16 protein-coding genes are annotated in these 16,946 nt (G+C 61.1%); 12 read left to right on the top strand and 4 right to left on the bottom strand.

The genetic code is table 11. The annotated features are described in order from the left end of the window. Positions 1-72: 72 nt before the first annotated feature. The 12 genes from JHW41_RS15355 to JHW41_RS15310 all read left to right on the top strand — a co-directional run bounded on the left by JHW41_RS15355 (position 73) and on the right by JHW41_RS15310 (position 12,324). A complete protein-coding gene (locus JHW41_RS15355) occupies positions 73-3,525 on the top strand; it encodes a methylmalonyl-CoA mutase family protein (protein WP_250443157.1) in 3,453 nt (1,150 codons plus the stop codon). Positions 3,526-3,657: 132 nt separating this feature from the next. Continuing rightward, complete coding sequence (locus JHW41_RS15350; RefSeq protein WP_250443155.1) at positions 3,658-5,310, top strand: AAA family ATPase; 1,653 nt, start codon at positions 3,658-3,660, stop codon at positions 5,308-5,310. Between the two features lie 348 nt (positions 5,311-5,658). After that, complete coding sequence (locus tag JHW41_RS15345) at positions 5,659-6,102, top strand: VOC family protein (RefSeq protein WP_250443152.1); 444 nt, start codon at positions 5,659-5,661, stop codon at positions 6,100-6,102. Between the two features lie 132 nt (positions 6,103-6,234). After that, positions 6,235-6,498 (top strand): hypothetical protein, encoded by a 264-nt coding sequence (locus JHW41_RS15340; RefSeq protein WP_250443149.1) that lies wholly within the window; start codon positions 6,235-6,237, stop codon positions 6,496-6,498. Between the two features lie 146 nt (positions 6,499-6,644). Further along, the gene (locus JHW41_RS15335) at positions 6,645-7,202 is read left to right on the top strand and encodes a DUF3228 family protein (RefSeq protein WP_250443146.1); all 558 of its coding nucleotides are present in this window, start codon (positions 6,645-6,647) and stop codon (positions 7,200-7,202) included. Between the two features lie 291 nt (positions 7,203-7,493). Then, positions 7,494-7,616, top strand: a complete 123-nt coding sequence (locus tag JHW41_RS25985) for a hypothetical protein (protein WP_284499501.1) — start codon at positions 7,494-7,496, stop codon at positions 7,614-7,616. 17 nt (positions 7,617-7,633) lie between these two features. Then, positions 7,634-7,879: a hypothetical protein gene (locus JHW41_RS15330; RefSeq protein WP_250443145.1), complete on the top strand. Its 246-nt coding sequence runs from the start codon at positions 7,634-7,636 to the stop codon at positions 7,877-7,879. A gap of 97 nt (positions 7,880-7,976) precedes the next feature. Then, positions 7,977-9,503: an antiviral reverse transcriptase Drt5 gene (gene drt5, locus JHW41_RS15325; protein WP_250443142.1), complete on the top strand. Its 1,527-nt coding sequence runs from the start codon at positions 7,977-7,979 to the stop codon at positions 9,501-9,503. Between the two features lie 154 nt (positions 9,504-9,657). Next, positions 9,658-9,900, top strand: a complete 243-nt coding sequence (locus JHW41_RS27125) for an XAC0095 family protein (RefSeq protein WP_428995378.1) — start codon at positions 9,658-9,660, stop codon at positions 9,898-9,900. 311 nt (positions 9,901-10,211) lie between these two features. Continuing rightward, positions 10,212-10,679: a hypothetical protein gene (locus JHW41_RS15320; protein WP_250443140.1), complete on the top strand. Its 468-nt coding sequence runs from the start codon at positions 10,212-10,214 to the stop codon at positions 10,677-10,679. Between the two features lie 668 nt (positions 10,680-11,347). After that, a complete protein-coding gene (locus JHW41_RS15315) occupies positions 11,348-11,581 on the top strand; it encodes a DUF2188 domain-containing protein (protein WP_250443137.1) in 234 nt (77 codons plus the stop codon). A gap of 83 nt (positions 11,582-11,664) precedes the next feature. Beyond that, entirely contained in the window at positions 11,665-12,324 is a 660-nt protein-coding gene (locus JHW41_RS15310; RefSeq protein ID WP_250443134.1) for a hypothetical protein, read from the top strand. Between the two features lie 273 nt (positions 12,325-12,597). Here JHW41_RS15310 and JHW41_RS15305 read toward each other — a convergent pair whose 3' ends face one another. The 4 genes from JHW41_RS15305 to JHW41_RS15290 all read right to left on the bottom strand — a co-directional run bounded on the left by JHW41_RS15305 (position 12,598) and on the right by JHW41_RS15290 (position 16,894). After that, on the bottom strand, positions 12,598-13,812 hold the full coding sequence (locus JHW41_RS15305; protein ID WP_250443131.1) for a S1 family peptidase: 1,215 nt from the start codon (positions 13,810-13,812) through the stop codon (positions 12,598-12,600). A gap of 428 nt (positions 13,813-14,240) precedes the next feature. Continuing rightward, positions 14,241-14,462 carry a hypothetical protein gene (locus JHW41_RS15300; RefSeq protein WP_250443127.1) on the bottom strand — a complete coding sequence of 74 codons (222 nt, stop codon included), beginning with the start codon at positions 14,460-14,462 and terminating at the stop codon, positions 14,241-14,243. Between the two features lie 51 nt (positions 14,463-14,513). Then, positions 14,514-15,437 (bottom strand): hypothetical protein, encoded by a 924-nt coding sequence (locus JHW41_RS15295; RefSeq protein ID WP_250443124.1) that lies wholly within the window; start codon positions 15,435-15,437, stop codon positions 14,514-14,516. 242 nt (positions 15,438-15,679) lie between these two features. Beyond that, a complete protein-coding gene (locus JHW41_RS15290; protein ID WP_057947194.1) occupies positions 15,680-16,894 on the bottom strand; it encodes a S1 family peptidase in 1,215 nt (404 codons plus the stop codon). Between the last annotated feature and the right edge of the window lie 52 nt (positions 16,895-16,946).

Genomic DNA, 16,946 nt, shown 5'->3' with positions numbered 1-16,946 from the left:
CGCGCCCGGCAAACCGGGGCCGCGCGCACAGAGCTACAATACGAGCAGACCGTCCAGCGTATCGAGATGCCCATGAGCACCACCGCCGCGAACCTCCCCGCCGCCCAGCCCGACGCGACCCCGCTGCGCTTCGTCACCGCCGCCAGCCTGTTCGACGGCCACGACGCCGCGATCAACATCATGCGCCGGCTGATCCAGGGGCAGGGCGCCGAAGTCGTCCACCTCGGCCACAACCGCTCGGTCGAAGACGTGGTCCGCGCGGCGCTGCAGGAAGACGCCGACGGCATCGCCCTGTCGAGCTACCAGGGCGGCCACGTCGAATACTTCAAGTACATGGTCGACATGCTCAAGGAGCGCGGCGCCGGCCACATCCGCGTGTTCGGCGGCGGCGGCGGCACGATCACGCCGGAAGAGATCCGCGAGCTGCAGGCCTACGGCGTCGAGCGCATCTACCACCCGAACGACGGCATGCACATGGGCCTGGTGGCGATGATCGAAGACGTGGTGCGCCGCGCCAGCGACGCGCGCCTGCCGACCGAGTCGAGCCCGCAGGTCTCCAGCATCGGCGACGAAATCAGCATCGGCCGCACCCTCAGCGCGATCGAAGAGGGCGCGTTCGACGAAACCCAGCTCGCTCACCTGCGCAAGCAGTGGCAACTGGCCGGCGGCAAGACCCCGGTGGTCGGCATCACCGGCACCGGCGGCGCCGGCAAGTCGTCGGTGACCGACGAACTGCTGAACCGCTTCCTCGCCAACTTCCCCGACATGCGCATGGCGGTGATCTCGGTCGATCCGACCCGCCGCCGCACCGGCGGCGCGCTGCTCGGCGACCGCATCCGCATGAACTCGCTGCGCAGCCACCGCGTCTACATGCGCTCGATGGCGACGCGCCGGCAGAACTCGGCGACCAACACCGTGCTGAAGGACTGCATCGGCTACCTGCGCAGCCTCGGCTACGACCTGGTGATCGTCGAAACCGCCGGCATCGGCCAGAGCGATTCGGAGATCGTCGACCTGGTCGACTTCCCGATGTACGTCATGACCAGCGACTTCGGCGCGCCGAGCCAGCTGGAAAAGATCGACATGCTCGACTACGCCGAACTCGTCGTGCTCAACAAGTTCGACAAGCGCGGCGCCGAAGACGCGCTGCGCGACGTGCGCAAGCAGTGGAAGCGCAACCGCGTCGCGTTCCAGACCCCGGACGAAGACGTCCCGGTCTACCCGACCATCGCCAGCCAGTTCAACGACCCCGGCGTCAGCTGGATGTTCGCCAACCTGTGCCGCCTGCTGCGCGAAAAGCTGTCGCTGCCGGCCGACAAGTGGACGCCCGACGTCAACACCGACCTCAAGGAACCGCGCGCCACCGTGCTGATTCCCGGCGCGCGCGTGCGTTACCTGGCCGAAATCGCCGAGCAGGGGCGCTCGATCAACAAGCAGATCGAAACCCAGTCCGAGATCGCCGACCGCGCCCAGTCGTATTGGCAGTCGCTGCACGACCTCGAAGACCCGCAGTTGCCCAAGGCGCTCGACCTCTACAACGGCGAAGCGCTGCTGCCCGAAGCCCCGTCGGCCGACCGCACCCTGCTGACCCTGCGCCAACGCTACAACGACGCCGTCCAATCGCTGACCTCCGACGCCCTGAAGCTGCTGCGCGACTGGCCCGCGCGGCTGAAGTCGATCACCGACGAAGTCAACGAATACAAGGTCCGCGACAAGGTCATCCGGGTCGAGAACTATCGCGAATCGCTGAGCCACCAGCAGATCCCGAAGATCGCCGCGCCCACCTACAAGAGCTGGGGCGAACTGCTGACCTTCCTGCAGAAGGAAAACCTGCCGGGCTATTACCCCTACACCGGCGGTGTCTACCCGTACCGCCGCACCGGCGAAGACCCGATCCGCATGTTCGCCGGCGAGGGCACCCCGGAGCGCACCAACCGCCGCTTCCATTACCTGTCCGTCGGCCAGCCGGCCGCGCGCCTGTCGACCGCGTTCGACAGCGTGACCTTGTACGGCGAAGACCCGGCCGTGCGCCCGGACATCTTCGGCAAGATCGGCAACTCCGGCGTCAACATCGCGTCCTTGGACGACATGAAGAAGCTGTACTCCGGCTTCGACCTGTGCGCGCCGAGCACCTCGGTGTCGATGACCATCAACGGCCCGGCGCCGATCATCCTGGCGATGTTCATGAACACCGCCGTCGACCAGCAGATCGAGAAGTACCTGCGCGAAGACCAGGCCCGCTGGGACGCCGCCCACGACAAGATCGAAGCCCTGTTCGAAGGCCGCAAGCGCCCCGAATACAGCGGCCTGCTGCCGGAGACCAACGACGGCCTCGGCCTGGGCCTGCTCGGCGTCACCGGCGACCAGATCGTCGATGCCGAGACGTACCAGAAGATCCGCGACAAGACCCTCGCCACCGTGCGCGGCACCGTCCAGGCCGACATCCTCAAGGAAGACCAGGCCCAGAACACCTGCATCTTCAGCACCGAGTTCGCCCTGCGCATGATGGGCGACATCCAGCAGTTCTTCGTCGACAAGAACGTGCGCAACTTCTACTCGGTGTCGATCAGCGGCTACCACATCGCCGAAGCCGGCGCGAACCCGATCAGCCAGCTCGCCTTCACCCTGTCGAACGGCTTCACCATCGTCGAGTACTACCTCGCCCGCGGGATGAAGATCGACGACTTCGCCCCGAACCTGTCGTTCTTCTTCTCCAACGGCATGGACCCGGAGTACACCGTCATCGGCCGCGTCGCCCGCCGCATCTGGGCCCGCGCCATGCGCGAGCGCTACGGCGCCGACCCGCGCAGCCAGATGATGAAGTACCACATCCAGACCTCGGGCCGCTCGCTGCACGCCCAGGAAATCCAGTTCAACGACATCCGCACCACCTTGCAGGCGCTGTACGCGCTGTTCGACAACTGCAACAGCCTGCACACCAACGCCTACGACGAAGCCATCACCACCCCGACCGAGGAAAGCGTGCGCCGCGCGGTCGCGATCCAGATGATCATCAACAAGGAACTCGGGCTGAACTTCAACGAGAACCCCTGGCAGGGCAGCTTCATCGTCGACAAGCTCACCGACATCGTCGAAGAGGCCGTGTACAAGGAATTCGAGGCGATCAGCGAACGCGGCGGCGTGCTCGGCGCGATGGACACCATGTACCAGCGCGGCAAGATCCAGGAAGAGAGCCTCTACTACGAACACAAGAAGCACGACGGCTCGCTGCCGCTGGTCGGCGTCAACACCTTCCTGCCCAAGGACCACGGCGGCGACATCGTCACCGAGATCGAACTGATCCGTTCGACCGAAGGCGAGAAGGGCCAGCAGATCGACAACGTGCAGGCTTACCAGGCCGGCCGCAACGGCTACGCCAGCGAGGGCCTGCGCGGCCTGCAGGCCGCCGCGCGCGAACGCCGCAACGTGTTCGCCAGCCTGATGGAAGCGGTGAAGACCCACAGCCTGGGGCAGATCAGCCACGCGCTGTACGACGTGGGCGGCGAGTACCGGCGCAACATGTGAAACATGTACGTGAGGACGCCCGCGAATGCGGGCGTTTTCTTAGTGTGGCTCGATCAGCTCAAGGAAGGGAATATGGCCTCAACTTTTTTGCACGGACTCGGTTTAGCGAATTATCGAGGGATCGGTCGGGAGATGCAGTACCTCGGTCCATTCCGTGATATTAATTTCATGATTGGGCCAAATAACGTTGGAAAGTCTGCGGTACTTCAGTTTATTTCCTCTCATCTGCATCCAAGTGGGCCGCGATTGGATGAGCGATGGGTTAGAAATTTCGCGCCTGTAGAAGTTAACTTGTCGTCAGGTGGGGAGGGGGTGAGATTTGCGTATGGAATTCCGTCGAGAGAAGCGTTGCGGAAAGTGTCATTGTTTTTCGAGCAGCAGATTTTCTATGTTCGCACGGCGGAAAGAGTCATAGACTCTATATCCGACCAAGGTCTTGTGTGGTTGCATTTTAGGGCCGGTCACGGTCTATATATTGAACAGAAACCCGGCCTAAAGGATGTCCTTGATGCTCAGACTTGGCGCAACTTTTGGTCTCAATTGACCAAAAGGGTAGGCGGAACCATAGAGAATAATTGGATTCCCGAAACTCTGAATGCCATTGTTAATTTGACTTCGGTTCAGCTGCCGAAAGTAAAGTTGATTCCTGCTATTAGAGAGATTGGGGCTAGTGGCGTTGATTTTAATGACTACAGCGGTAGGGGGCTGATAGATCGGTTGGCGGAGCTGCAGAATCCGCCACACAATGAGAGGGAAAAAAGAGAGCGGTTTGAGAGGATAAATAATTTTCTGAGAGTTGTTGCCGGGTCGAATGATGCGTCGATTGAGGTCCCATTCGACCGTCGGCATCTTCAGGTGCATATGGATGGAAAGGTTTTGCCTCTCAGTTCTTTAGGTACTGGGATACACGAAGTTATTATGATTGCTTCTTTTTGTACTTTAGTGGACAGGGAGGTCGTGTGCATTGAGGAGCCGGAGATTCACCTGCACCCGATTCTTCAAAGAAAGTTGATGCGATATATAAGGGATGAAACGGAAAATCAATATTTCGTTGCGACACATTCCGCTAGCTTGATAGATTCAGTGTTGTCGTCAGTTTTCAATGTTGAAGCTGGCGAAGATGGGACACGCATCAGGCTGGCGGTTAGTCCGAGCGAGCGATATGAAATTTGTCGCCAGCTTGGATACCGCGCATCTGATATTTTGCAGTCTAATGCGGTCGTATGGGTTGAGGGGCCGTCGGATCGGATTTATTTAGTTCATTGGATTCGTTCCGTTGCTCCTGATCTTGTGGAGGGCATTGACTACACCATAATGTTTTACGGTGGGAGATTGTTGTCGCATCTTTCAGCTAGTGATGATGACGTCTCTGATTTTATTTCTCTTCGTAGGTTGAATCGTAATGTTGCTCTGCTTCTTGATTCTGACCGACGCGAGGATAGTTCTGTCCTTAACGAAACAAAAATGCGAGTAATCTCCGAGCTTGATGACGCATTTTCTTGGGTGACTGCCGGTAGAGAGATAGAAAATTATGTGCCTGTTGATGTCATGGCCGAGGTTTTAGCGGTGCTGTATGGAGTTGGGTTCTCTAAAATAATTGATCAAGGGCAGTTTGGTTGCCGTATTGATTTCGGAGGCAGTGAAAAAGGGGCTAAATCCAGGCGGGCAGATAAGATAAAAGTGGCTCGCGAAGTTTGCTCGCGCGATGCCGTTTTGGACGTTTTAGATCTAAGGGAGAGAATTGAGTCTCTCGTTGCTTTTATCAGGGCAGTCGGTGCTGAGTGAATAGATAGATGAGAAGGGCGAAGTTATGAATGGCCACATGGCGCTCAAATTTGATTTGGATGCTTGATCGCCGCCTTGACCGTCGATGCAAAATAGCCGGCGTCGATCGCCAAAGCTGCTTGGGTCGCGCGTTAACGGCACAATTCGGGATGTCCGGCACTTCGTAATTCTGCTGCTTAATTAAAGGGCAGATCCTTATGATTGCTACTTCACCGGATTAATTGACGTGCGCCGCCTTAAACGCCACGCTGCTTGATCAAGAGTCCGCTGCGCTTACATACACCTGCTTTTTTTGAAGCCGCCTGAGGCGAGTGGATTGCGGCGGCGACATCCCGGAGAACTGCAGCGATGGCACTCAAGCGGATGGACAACGTAGGCATCGTCGTCGAAGACCTCGGCGCCGCGGTCGAATTCTTTCGCGAACTCGGCCTGGAACTCGAAGGCCGGGCGATGGTGGAAGGCGAATGGGCCGGCCGCATCACCGGCCTGGGCGACCAGCGCGTCGAGATCGCGATGATGCGCACGCCCGATGGCCACAGCCGCCTCGAACTGTCGCGTTTCATCGAACCGAAGGTGATCGCCGACCACCGCAACGCCCCAGTCAACGCGCTGGGCTACCTGCGGGTGATGTTCGCGGTGGATGACCTTGCCGATACGTTGGAGCGGCTGCGGCCGCACGGCGCGCAAGTGGTCGGCGAAGTGGTCGATTACCAGGACGTGTACCGGCTGTGTTACATCCGCGGACCGGAGGGCATCTTGATCGGGTTGGCGCAGGAACTCGCCCCCGCTTAGGCGCAGCGACAGCCGCCACGCGAAACGATGAACCGGATCGCGGCCGGATTCCGAGTGAAGGAGCGGGGCGCCAACCTGCAACGCGGAGCGTTGCGGACGGCGGCCCATCGCGGTCTCGCGGCTGCGGCCTCGATGCTGTCCGCCCGTCGCAGCGCCGACACCGTCCAGTACATCGGCTGCAGCCTCAACTCGCCCGACGCCACCCACACCGTGCGCTACGCCCAATGCGACGCCGTCAACGCCCAAGGCCGGCGCCTGATCTGCGACACCACCGACGCCGGCATGATCGCCACCGTGCAATCCATCGGCGCCTACCACTACCTCCTGTTCCGCGTCGACGCCCAAGGCCGCTGCACCGCCGTCAACACCTGGATCTCCTCCGACACCTTGCCCTGAGCGCCGGCCCGGCCGGCCGCCCCACCAGGCCCCGCTCCGGCGGGGCTTTGTCGTTTCGGGCTGGGACCATCGGCACCGCTGTCCCCCGGCCGCCCCATACGCCGTACCCATTCCCCGACGCCCGCGACGTCGGAATAATCCCCCCCATGACCATCATCCTCACCGACTTCGCCCGCCCGCGCCTGTTCCCGCGCGAACCGCGCCGCAACACCATCCAGGACATCACCGCCGAAGAATTCGAGCGCCACCTCAACGAAGTGCCGCCGCTGATGGTGCTCGATGGGTATGCGCCGTTCTGCAAGCTGCATGTGCATCGCAACTGGACTAGCACGCGGTGTCTGGCCGTGCCGATCACCGACGAGAACCGGCACCTGTTGCGCAGCGGCTACGACGCGCGCACGAAAGACGAACTGCCCGTACTGACGCGCTGGTTCGAAAACATCGACCCGCCGGTGGCGGAGTACCTGATCGCGATCCTCTACAGCCGCGAACAGCTGGCGAAAGAAGGCACCCACACCGACGCCGACTGGGGCGTGGTCGGCTGCATGTACACCGCCGAGCCGATGGAAACGCCGATGGCGCCGATTACGATGATGCGGAACGCGCTCGGTGTGGAGGAGGGCGGGTCGGGGGTTGAGCTGGATCGCGAGGCGTATCGGCGCAGCGTTGAGTTTTGGAGTGCGCACGCTAACTGGCGTGGCTGATTACCCGCCGCGGTGAGCCAATTCCGTCGTGCGGGCGTTACAAATCGCGAGAACTTTGACATTACCCGTGCGGCTGCGGCCGCACGCGGTAAGTTAGGCCAACGACACGCTTGGCCGCGGGCTCCAGTCGGTCCCGCCGCCGATCACAGGGAAGGGGGGCGGATGGCCGAGACGAATGCGTTGAGGTCGTCGCCGCGGAGCGGCGATCGCTCGTTTCATTGTGCGGGTTATCGCAGCCGCGCCATTGGCTGCTCGGCCCCGCGCGGCCGGATGCGCACCAAGCCTTTGCGCTTGTCGCTACTCAGTGTCGAACGCCCCGACTGCCACCCGGACTTCGCCCATGGCGCCGACCTGCCGTCCACGTTGTTGTGCGAACTCGACAGTGGCGCCACCGTCTGGGGTCACGCGCTGTAACCGGCAAGCAAGACTTGTTGGCAACGCTGAGCATCCTGTACTGGCTCAACGAGTTACGCACCGCGCCGCTGCCGCCGATCCGCTACTTCATCGTCATCCTCTGCGGCTGCGAGCAACTGACGAAAGTAGGCATGCAGATCCGCGCCGGCTGGGACATAGTCGATTGCATATACACCGCAGATACTGTGGAGACGCCGATGGCGCCGAACATGGCGATGCATAATGTGCTAGGCGTGGAAGGGGGGGGTTGGCGATTGACCTGAGTGGCTTGGGGCCGTTATTTGTGGCCGTTGCTTCTTCTTTTCTTCGTTCTAGGTGCAGCAAGGGTTGTTGTCGATAGTTATTAATTAAGGGGCTGTGATGCGCATTCTAAGCAAGCTATTTAACAAGGGTGGGGCGGTAACAAATGCGGCCAGCTTTATTAAAAATGACTATTGGTCGGCTCTTTATCCATTAAAAACCAATTTAGTAGTTGTTGAGAATTATGAGGCGGGGCTTTCTGAGTACATCTATCAGAGGGTTCTTGGTCCGGGAGATGAGGATAATTTTATTCCTCAACAGAGAGTCTACGCGACGAAGCCGAGAGGGCATCTTCGGCGAACGGTCAAACTTGACCCAGTCGCTGAATATTTCATCTACGATGTTGTTTTCAGGAATAGATCGATATTTAGAAGGCATGTGAGTGACAAGAGGCTGTCCTTTGGATACAGGTTTGAAAAAGGAGGGCCGGTATCAATCAATGCAGCTTATAGGGATTTTAGAAAAGCTTTGACAGAGAAGCGGGCTGAATACAAGCATGTGCTGCGCTTTGACATTGCTTCGTATTTCAACTCTATCTATCACCATGATTTGGCTCACTGGTTTGAGTCTAAGGATAGCGTTTCTGCAAAGGACTCTGAATATGCTGGTCGATTCTTCAGGGAGATTGGCGCGGGACGTAGTGTGGACTTTTTGCCGCAAGGAATATATCCAGCTAAGATGATTGGGAATGAGTTCTTGAAATTCATAGAGCTGTCTGCGCAGGTTAGGTGTGCGCAAACTGTCAGATTTATGGATGATTTCTATCTGTTTGATGATTCTGAGTCTGTATTGTTTCAGGATTTTATTAAGATTCAGCAGTTGCTGGGTGGGTTCTCGCTGAATGTAAATCCATCAAAAACGGGGCTGGATAACATGGGGGCTGATGTTTCTGGCGCTGTTTCCGAGATTAAGAAAAGTTTGATGGAGGTTGTTGAAATTGAAGAGTACTTGGATACGCCATCCGGAGTGGAAGTGGTGTCGGGACTTGTGGAGGTGGAGCGAAACCTCTCGGGCGATCAGGTTGAAACTTTGTTGACTTTTCTAAAAGATGATTCGTTAGAGGAGTCGGATGCGGATTTAATTTTGAGTATTTTGCGGGCTCATAGTGACAGTGTTGTTGCTTATCTCCCCTCTTTGCTGTCTAAGTTTCCGAATATATATAAGCATATTTATGCTATTAGTGGGCAGATCGGAGACAAGGAGGCGCTTGCGCGGATAATATTAGATTTCCTTGGGGGCGAAAGAAATTTGCTGGAATACCAGTTGTTCTGGCTTGGTGTAATTGTCGAGGAGAATCTAGAGGGTACGGCTATTTTTGGCGACGTGCTCAGCAGGTTGTTTGAGTTGACTGCTGATCATAAAGTGGCGAGGGCGAAAATCCTGGAGATTCCTGTTCAAAAATTTGGCTTTAAGGAGATTAGGGCGGAATATTTGAAGACCGGATCTTCGGATTGGCTCTCTTGGGCTTCTGCCGTGGGGTCGAGAACCCTTAAGCCGGCTGAGAGAAACTATGTCCTGGATTATTTCTCGAAGTGCTCTCGTTTGAATTACATAATCGCTTCGGCTGTGAAAAATGTTGCTGTTTAATAATGAATATAAATGAAGGTGGTTGCTTGGGGTAGTCCTTTCTGGTTGGTTGTGGATTTGTGAGAGTTTTGGCTCGTGTGGGTAGATATTCTAATTTTGAATACTTTTTATCTGGTTGTAGTGTTGCTCCAAGCTGAAATGGAGCAGGAATGAAATGAAAAATGGACACCGCCCGTCGGTCACCAAGCCCCATGCCTACCTAATACCCTCAGCCGCCTACGAGGCCCTAGCCGAGATCCGTGATCACCTTCGTATGCTCGCTCAGCTCACTGAGCCCCAAGCCGAGGCCGGGCCCGACGTGATCTATTTGTCGGCGCGAGCGCTGGCCCGCTGCTTCGACCGCTTCGCCGACGACTTGGATCAGGTCGCCGAGGTTATCGAACCAACTGGACCGTAGAGGGGCTGGGTCTTCGTTCTACTCTGATTGATACACGGCCTTACAGCGGGCGCGCAGCCACCGGCAGCGCTTTCGCCGTACGCGAGGCTATCGTGCTGCGCGCATGCGCCCTCTGTGATCCGCCGCGAACATACCGCGGATATGCACTCTCTGCACACGCAAACCGCATGTGCCTTTCCGCACACGTTTTAACCCAAGAAATCCCCGACCCCGCAACGCGGCGCTCACCGACTCCCCATCGCGCGCCCCCTCCACGACGATGCCGCTCGCCGTCAAACCGACGAGCGTCCAAATCGAAACGGAGATTCGCGATGAGTCAAAACCTGATCACCCTCGATGTCAGCGACGAGCAGCTCGCTGCGGCCCACGAAGCCTTGTCCCAGTTGGAGTCGGTGCTGTCCGGGCTGGTCTCGCTGTCGCCGGACGATCGCCGTCGGCTTGCCAAGATGGGCCCGAAGTCCGAGACGTTCTGCCGGCAGGCGGTGCGGGTGTTGGAGCAGAACCCGCAGGTGGTGCCGCCCAGCGTGGATTTGGCCGGGGCGTTGCTGGACCTGCGCACGCTCGACCGCCTGAGCCCGCTGCTCGACCGCCTGCAGCGCTTGGCCGAGCGCGGCGACGATACGGAGTTGGCGCTGGGCGCCGACATCATGGCGTTCTCGCTGGAGGCGTATGGGCTGCTCAAGGTGGCCGGTAAGAATCAAGGCCTGGACGGGCTGCGCAAGGAAATGTCGGCGCGCTGGGCGCGGGGCCGCCGGGAGTCGGCGACGCCGCCGGCGTGAGCCGGTATGTCGGGCGGCTAGGTCTGGGGCTTCGTGGTGTTTCTGCCGCCTTCGGGCGGCATTTTTTTGCCCAGCGGGCCCATGGCGCCGGTCGAGTGGCCGAACCGGTGGGGGCGGGTGGGGGAGGGGGAATGTTTGCTGCGGCGGGCTCTGCCGACCGAGCAAATTGCTTTATCGATAGAGCAATTTGCTCGGGCAGCCGAGCGAAAAGCTTGCCCGATGCCGCGGCATGCTCGGTCGCCCGAGCAGACGGCTTCATGGAGGCAGCATCGGGCTCGGTGGTTCAGGCAAAAGACTTTGCGGGCCAGGAACTTTGCTCGGTCGTCCGAGGGCGCAGCTCGGAGCAAGCGCTTTCGAGCTCCATGACGCGAGCAATCTGCTCGGCTGGGCGAGCATTCTGCCTGGCCCCGAGCGCATCGGGCCGGGCCGGCGGGCAAGTGGGTGGGAGTAGGGCGCGGCCAGAACCGCTGGGAGTCTTGGGCGCTTTTACGATGCCCGTTTAGTCGGTGAGATCCGGGGCCGGTGGCCTGGCTTTGCGCGTTGTCTCGTTTCTCTGAAGACGCGGCACGCGGTGGCACAGGGATTGCGTAATTGCCCTGGCAGGCCGATTCCTCGGTGCTAGCGTCGGCCGGCGCGATCAGCGCGCGAACCCGATAGGACAAAGGACTATGTCGAAGCGAGACATCCACGTCGTACCCCATATCGACGGCTGGGCCGTGAAGCGCGAAGGCGCCGAGCGGGCCAGTTCTGTGCACGAGCGCAAGGCCGATGCCGAAGAGGCCGGGCGCGATCTGGCCCGCAAGGACGAGGTCGAACTCGTCATCCATGGGCGCGATGGGAAGATTCAGGACAGCGATAGCTACGGGAACGATCCGCATCCGCCGAACGATCAGAAGCGCTGAGAATAGACAAGGGTGAGGGCGCTGCGGCGCCCTCGCTGTTTTATCGCGAGGCGAACGCCTCGGAACGGCCTGGGAGGGCTTGCATGTTCGCGACGTACTTGAAGGAGCTGGGTTCGTTCCTGTTGGTGCCGATGGCGATGATCATCGCCGGTCTTTACCTCACCAAGGGCGTTTACGGCCTGCACCGCTCGCGCAGTCAAGACCGCAAGGACTTCCTCGATCTTTGGGCCAAGGCCGACAAGGCCGACAGCTTGTGGGTGCAGGTTGCGGTGCGGCATCTGTTCGGCGAGAACCTGCCGGTGCCGTTGATTCGGCATTTGATCGCCCAGCCGCAGGCGACGCGCGCTTTGTCCGATGTGGCCTTCGCCTGGCGCTTGATCGATTTGGATGAGGCGACGGGTGAGTTGTTCTGGCGCTACCGCCGGCACTATTCGCCGCGTGTCCGCTTATGGGAGCGGCGCTTTTGGCTCGGGGGCTACTTCTTGATGGCGGCAGGGGCGTTGTTGTCGGTGTGGGTCGGGGTGAAGGTGGATGCGAAATCCACTGTCGGCGTAATGAGTTGGCTGTACGCGTTGCTTTTCGGAGTGGCGGCGTATGGCTCGCTGATGCGGGGCGAGCGATTGTCTGACGCGGATGTCGGTGTGCCGCGATGGACGAAGCAAATGCGATGGCGCGGCGGTAGCTGGAATTCGCCTGCGACGGGGGCGGCACGTCGCCAGGGGCGGAAGCGTCGCGCGGGTTGAGGGCTTGGAGATCACGCTTCGTCGGCCGAGCCTGGATCGCTCATTGGCCAACACGCTATCCGGCTGCCGACTGTAGGAGCGGCGCAAGCCGCGACCGCGGCAAGGCAACTGCGGCGGGGCTTTCGTCGCGAGCGGTTGCGGCGCGGTCGCGGCTTGCGCCGCTCCTACAGGGGCTTCGGGGCGGTGCGTCTTTGCTTGCAGTGCGCGGCAGTGGCGGCAAATAAAAAGCGCCCCGGTTTCCCGGGGCGCTCGGCGTTTCGTGGGTCTGTCCGCTTACGGGCTGGTCTTCAACGTCAACGAATACGCCGACAAGATCGAATTGATCGGCGTGAAGTAGCTGTTGCCGCCCCCCGTGCGCCCCTGCTTGCCCTTGCAGCTGCCGCTGCCGCCCGACAGCACGCCCTGCGCCTGGCCGGCGCTGGTGATGTACGAGCCGCCCGAGTCGCCGCCTTCGGCGCAGGCGGTGGTCTGGGTCAGGCCGGTCACGGTGCCGTCGGGTTGGTTGTTGTCGTCGACGTAGGACACGGTGACGTTCTTGGTGCGGATCGCGCCGCAGCGCCAGCCGCTGGTGCGGCCGGAGCGGCACAGGGCGGCGCCGACGGCGCCTTCGGTGCTGCCGCGCACGGCCACGTCGCCGTTGCCGTAGCCGTAGACGCTGGCGAGCAGGGTGTGGTTGCTGTCGACCTGCACCCAGCCGCGGTCGGGGCCGGTCTGGTTGCCGTCGGGCATGCTCGAGGCGGCGAACGCGCCCAGGCGAGCGCCCGGGGTCCATTGCGAGTCTTCGTTGTAGACCACTTCGCCGGTGTCGCCGCAGTGGCCCGCGGTGGCGAAGCCCGGGGTGGTGCCCTTGGTCACCGAGAAGCCGACCGAGCAGGCGTACAGGTAGCCGTCGCCCGGGTTGCGCAGGTAGCCGCGGCCGCCCTGGATGTTGTTGAGGCGGCGCGGGGCTTCGGCGAGGGTCTCGAAGCGCACGGCGGTGCTGTCGAGTCCGCTGAGGGCGACGAAGTCGACCGCGGCGTCTTCGCTGCCCGGAGCCACGCCGACGACGACGCTGTTGCTCGGCAGGTCGACGGCCCAGCTGTACACGCCCTTGGGCGCCTTGCCATTGCGCGCCAACTGGCTGTCGAGCTGGCCCTTGGCGGCGTTGAGCGCGGCCAGGCTGTGGCGCGCTTGGCGGGTTTCGACCCCGGCGGCAGCCTTGGCGGCCTTGCTCGAGGTGGTGGCGGCGACGAAGCCGAAGGAGCCGTCGGCCTTACGCTCCAGCCAGGCGCCGGCGAAGTTGCGGCCGAGTTGTTTTTCGACGGTCTTTTCCTGCGCGGCGGCGAGGCGCTCGGCCTTGAGGTACTGGGCCAGTTCGTTGCCGGACAGGCCGAGGTCGCGCTGCATGGCGGTCTTGAGGCCGGCGGGCAGGTCGTCGGCGGCGAGGGCGGCGCCGGAGGCGGTCAGGGCGACTGCAGCGGCGAGGACCGAAAGACGGATCTTGCGCATTCCGAAAGCTCCTTGAATAGGAAAGGGAACTGCAATGCGGCAGGCCGGGACGCGTCAGTCGGGTTGGCGTTCGATCGGCTGGCTGGGGGAGCGTTCTGGCTTGCCGTACTGGATAGAACGGCGGTGGATCGGGAGCCCCCTACCTGTGATGACCATGGTTTTTATGTCGATTTGAGACGGGAATAACAATTTTGATGTGTCGAAAGTTGGCTCCGCGGTGTGAGGCGGCGTCCCAGAAGCCTCCGAGGTGTGCCGGTGGCGTGGGAGGGGCGGGGGGCGGCATGGGGGCGCGGTCGCGGCTGAAGCGGGCCACCGCTTCCCAGGTGTTGCTTCCGTAATCTCCGTCGGGCTGGAGGGATCTGCCCCTTGCGTCCGCGGCCCCGACAAGCTGCAGGTTTTCCTGCAATGCTTTCACCGACAAGTTGGCGTCAGTTGCTCATTGCGGCACGCAACTTGGTCGTATCGACGTAGCCTGCGTCGGCCAGCCAAGTTGCGCCTGCCTGATAACGCCCGATGTAACCAGCGCCGTTGGTGATGGCCAGGTCGCCGCCATTGCTTTCTGTGAGCACGGTCGACGCGACAAGTCGCCGTGTTCCGTAGTCGCTGAGTCCTTCGATATCGCCTTGCGCGTACTGATTGGCTGTCAGCACGGCTCGTTCCTGTCTGCGTGTCCCTGCCACGACCTTGCTCCTTGCGTTTCGTTACTTGATCTGAATGCAGTTCATTGCAGCGATAGCCTCCGATGGCCGAGTGCGAGCCAAATCGAACACGGTGAAACCACCGGTGTACTTTCCGCCGTCCTGCTGGCTTGCTTGGATGAACACTTGGCGCTTGTCCGCAAGGACGGCTTCGAAGAACGCGCCATCTCCCGCGCCCTCTTGGTAGTCCGGAGCGGGGCATTTGGCCGCGATGATCGAAACGTTGGAGGCGCCGAACTGATTCTTGAGGATTTCAAGATAGTCGTCCGAATAGAGCGGTTTGCTGATCGAGACGGATTCGACGCCGCTTAGCGAGCCGCTGATGCTGATCGTCGATTCGCCCTCATTTTTCTTGGCGGTGGCGTATTCCGTTCCAGGCCTTCCATTGGGGATGTCTTTGATCGAGAAGCCCTTGAGCAGGATTCTTCCGCTGCGGGAGTAACGGCCTTTGATGGTTTCCTGAGGTGTAGGGTCGGTCCAGTTCACTTCGGACAGCGAGGAATACGCACCCCAGTCGCCGCCTTTTTCGCTGGCGAACAAGGCGGCTACGGCTTGCATGTCGCTCGTCGTAGCCTGAGCAATCTGTTCGGTACGGACAGGGGCGCTCAATGGCGGCTTGTCCGTTCCGACGGCATTCTCTTGCTGGCAAGCGGACAGCCCAAGCGCAGCAATGGCGGTCGCAGCGGTCAGATGTTTCAGTCTCACGTTGTCTGTCTCTTGGGGAAGCGGTTCGTCGATCGAGTGTTTTCGAGAGGCGGGCACGCTCGGCTTTCGCTTCTCTTGCCAGGAGAGTCCCCCGGGGAGCAGCGGACCAAGCTCGCTGCGCACTGCGTCATTGATGATTGCGAGGTCGCGATGCAATGAATCAGCGTACGCATTTCGAATCAGAGCGAAGCCAGGATGCGGGTGTAGGGGCGTGTCGGGCATGTGACGGTCCATGTCGAAAGCTTGCGAAGCGCTGTGAACCTATTGAAGCAGCAGCATCGGGCGCGTGAGCTGTTGAGCACAGCATCCAGACGGACTTTCGCTCGGTCAACAGGTAGAGGCAAGAGGATGGGCATTGCAGCGTGCAGTTTGCTGATTTAAGGCTTGGTTCGTGGTAATTCCGTAAGTAAAAAAAGCGCCCCGAGTGACCGGGGCGCTTTTCTTGTGCAGTTGTCGAGATCGAATTACGGATTGGTCTTCAACGTCAACCCATACGCACTCAAAATCGGCTTGATCGGCGTGTAGTAGCTATTGCCGCCCCCCGGATTGCCCTGGCTGCCCGAGCAGCTGCCGCTACCACCCGACAGCACGCCCTGGGCCTGGCCGACGCTGGTGATGAACGAGCCGCCCGAGTCGCCGCCTTCGGCGCACGCGCTGGTGCGGGTCAGGCCGGTGACGGTGCCGTCGGGGTTGCCGTTGTCGTCGACGTAGGAGACGGTCATGTTCTTGGTGCGGATGGCGCCGCAGTGCCAGCCGGAGGTGCGGCCGGAGCGGCACAGCGCGGCGCCGACGGCGGCTTCGGTGCTGCCCTTCACGGTGACGTCGCCGCTGCCGTAGCCGTAGACGCTGGCCGACAGGGTGTGGTTGCTGTCGACCTTCACCCAGCCGCGGTCCGGGCCGGTGCCGGTGCCGCTGGGCATCGACGAGGCGGCGAAGGTGCCGACGCGCACGCCCGGGTTCCACTGGCCGTTTTCCTGATAGACGATTTCGCCGACGTCGCCGCAGTGGCCGGCGGTGGCGTAGCCGAGGGTGCTGCCCTTGGTGACCGGGAAGCCGACCGAGCAGGCGTACAGGTAGCCGTCGCCCGGGTTGCGCAGCATGCCGCGGCCGCCCTGGATGGCGATGCGGCGCTGCGGCGCTTCGTTCATGGTCTCGAAGCGGACGACGCTGGCGTCGAGGCCGCTGCGGGCGACGAAGTCTTCGCCGGTGGCCTGCGCGCCCGGGGCGACGCCGACGACGACGCTGTTGCTCGGCAGGTCGACCGACCAGCTGTACACGCCCTTCGGCACCTTGGCGCTGCGCGCGAGCAGGTTGTCGAGCTGGCCCTTGGCGGTGTCGAGCGCCTTCAGGCTGTGACGCGCCTGGCGGGTCTCGATGCCGGTCAGGGTCTTGGCCTTGCTGACCGAGGTGCTGGCGGCGACGAAGCCGAACGAACCGTCGGCCTTGCGCTCCAGCCACGCGCCGGCGTAGTTGTCGCCGAGCTGCTTGGCCAGGCCCTTTTCTTGTTCGGTGGCGAGGCGTTCGGTGGTGAGGTACTGAGCCAGTTGCTTGTCGGTCAGGCCGAGATCGCGCTTCATCGCGCTCTTCAGCGCGGGAGCGAGGTCGTCGGCGGCGAGCGCCGAACCCGATACGACCATGGCGGCGGCGACGGCGAGGACCGACATACTGAACTTGCGCATATCCGATAACTCCTCAAACGGGAAGGGAAGGATGCGAACAGTGATCGCGGCA

Origin of the sequence: Lysobacter enzymogenes (assembly GCF_023617245.1) — a bacterium.
In the GTDB taxonomy this organism is placed as follows: Bacteria; Pseudomonadota; Gammaproteobacteria; order Xanthomonadales; family Xanthomonadaceae; genus Lysobacter; species Lysobacter yananisis.
Note: the sequence above shows the minus strand (reverse complement) of the source record. Positions and strands in the feature narration are given on the sequence as shown.

Bases quoted from the DNA above. Each gene is read 5' to 3' on its own strand.
- JHW41_RS15290 (WP_057947194.1), bottom strand. From the start codon at position 16,894: ATGCGCAAGTTCAGTATGTCGGTCCTCGCCGTCGCCGCCGCCATGGTC.
- JHW41_RS15310 (WP_250443134.1), top strand. From the start codon at position 11,665: ATGTTCGCGACGTACTTGAAGGAGCTGGGTTCGTTCCTGTTGGTGCCG.
- JHW41_RS15340 (WP_250443149.1), top strand. From the start codon at position 6,235: ATGCTGTCCGCCCGTCGCAGCGCCGACACCGTCCAGTACATCGGCTGC.
- JHW41_RS15350 (WP_250443155.1), top strand. From the start codon at position 3,658: ATGCAGTACCTCGGTCCATTCCGTGATATTAATTTCATGATTGGGCCA.
- JHW41_RS15345 (WP_250443152.1), top strand. From the start codon at position 5,659: ATGGCACTCAAGCGGATGGACAACGTAGGCATCGTCGTCGAAGACCTC.
- JHW41_RS15305 (WP_250443131.1), bottom strand. From the start codon at position 13,812: ATGCGCAAGATCCGTCTTTCGGTCCTCGCCGCTGCAGTCGCCCTGACC.
- drt5 (WP_250443142.1), top strand. From the start codon at position 7,977: ATGCGCATTCTAAGCAAGCTATTTAACAAGGGTGGGGCGGTAACAAAT.
- JHW41_RS15335 (WP_250443146.1), top strand. From the start codon at position 6,645: ATGACCATCATCCTCACCGACTTCGCCCGCCCGCGCCTGTTCCCGCGC.
- JHW41_RS15355 (WP_250443157.1), top strand. From the start codon at position 73: ATGAGCACCACCGCCGCGAACCTCCCCGCCGCCCAGCCCGACGCGACC.
- JHW41_RS27125 (WP_428995378.1), top strand. From the start codon at position 9,658: ATGAAAAATGGACACCGCCCGTCGGTCACCAAGCCCCATGCCTACCTA.
- JHW41_RS15320 (WP_250443140.1), top strand. From the start codon at position 10,212: ATGAGTCAAAACCTGATCACCCTCGATGTCAGCGACGAGCAGCTCGCT.
- JHW41_RS15315 (WP_250443137.1), top strand. From the start codon at position 11,348: ATGTCGAAGCGAGACATCCACGTCGTACCCCATATCGACGGCTGGGCC.
- JHW41_RS15295 (WP_250443124.1), bottom strand. From the start codon at position 15,437: ATGCCCGACACGCCCCTACACCCGCATCCTGGCTTCGCTCTGATTCGA.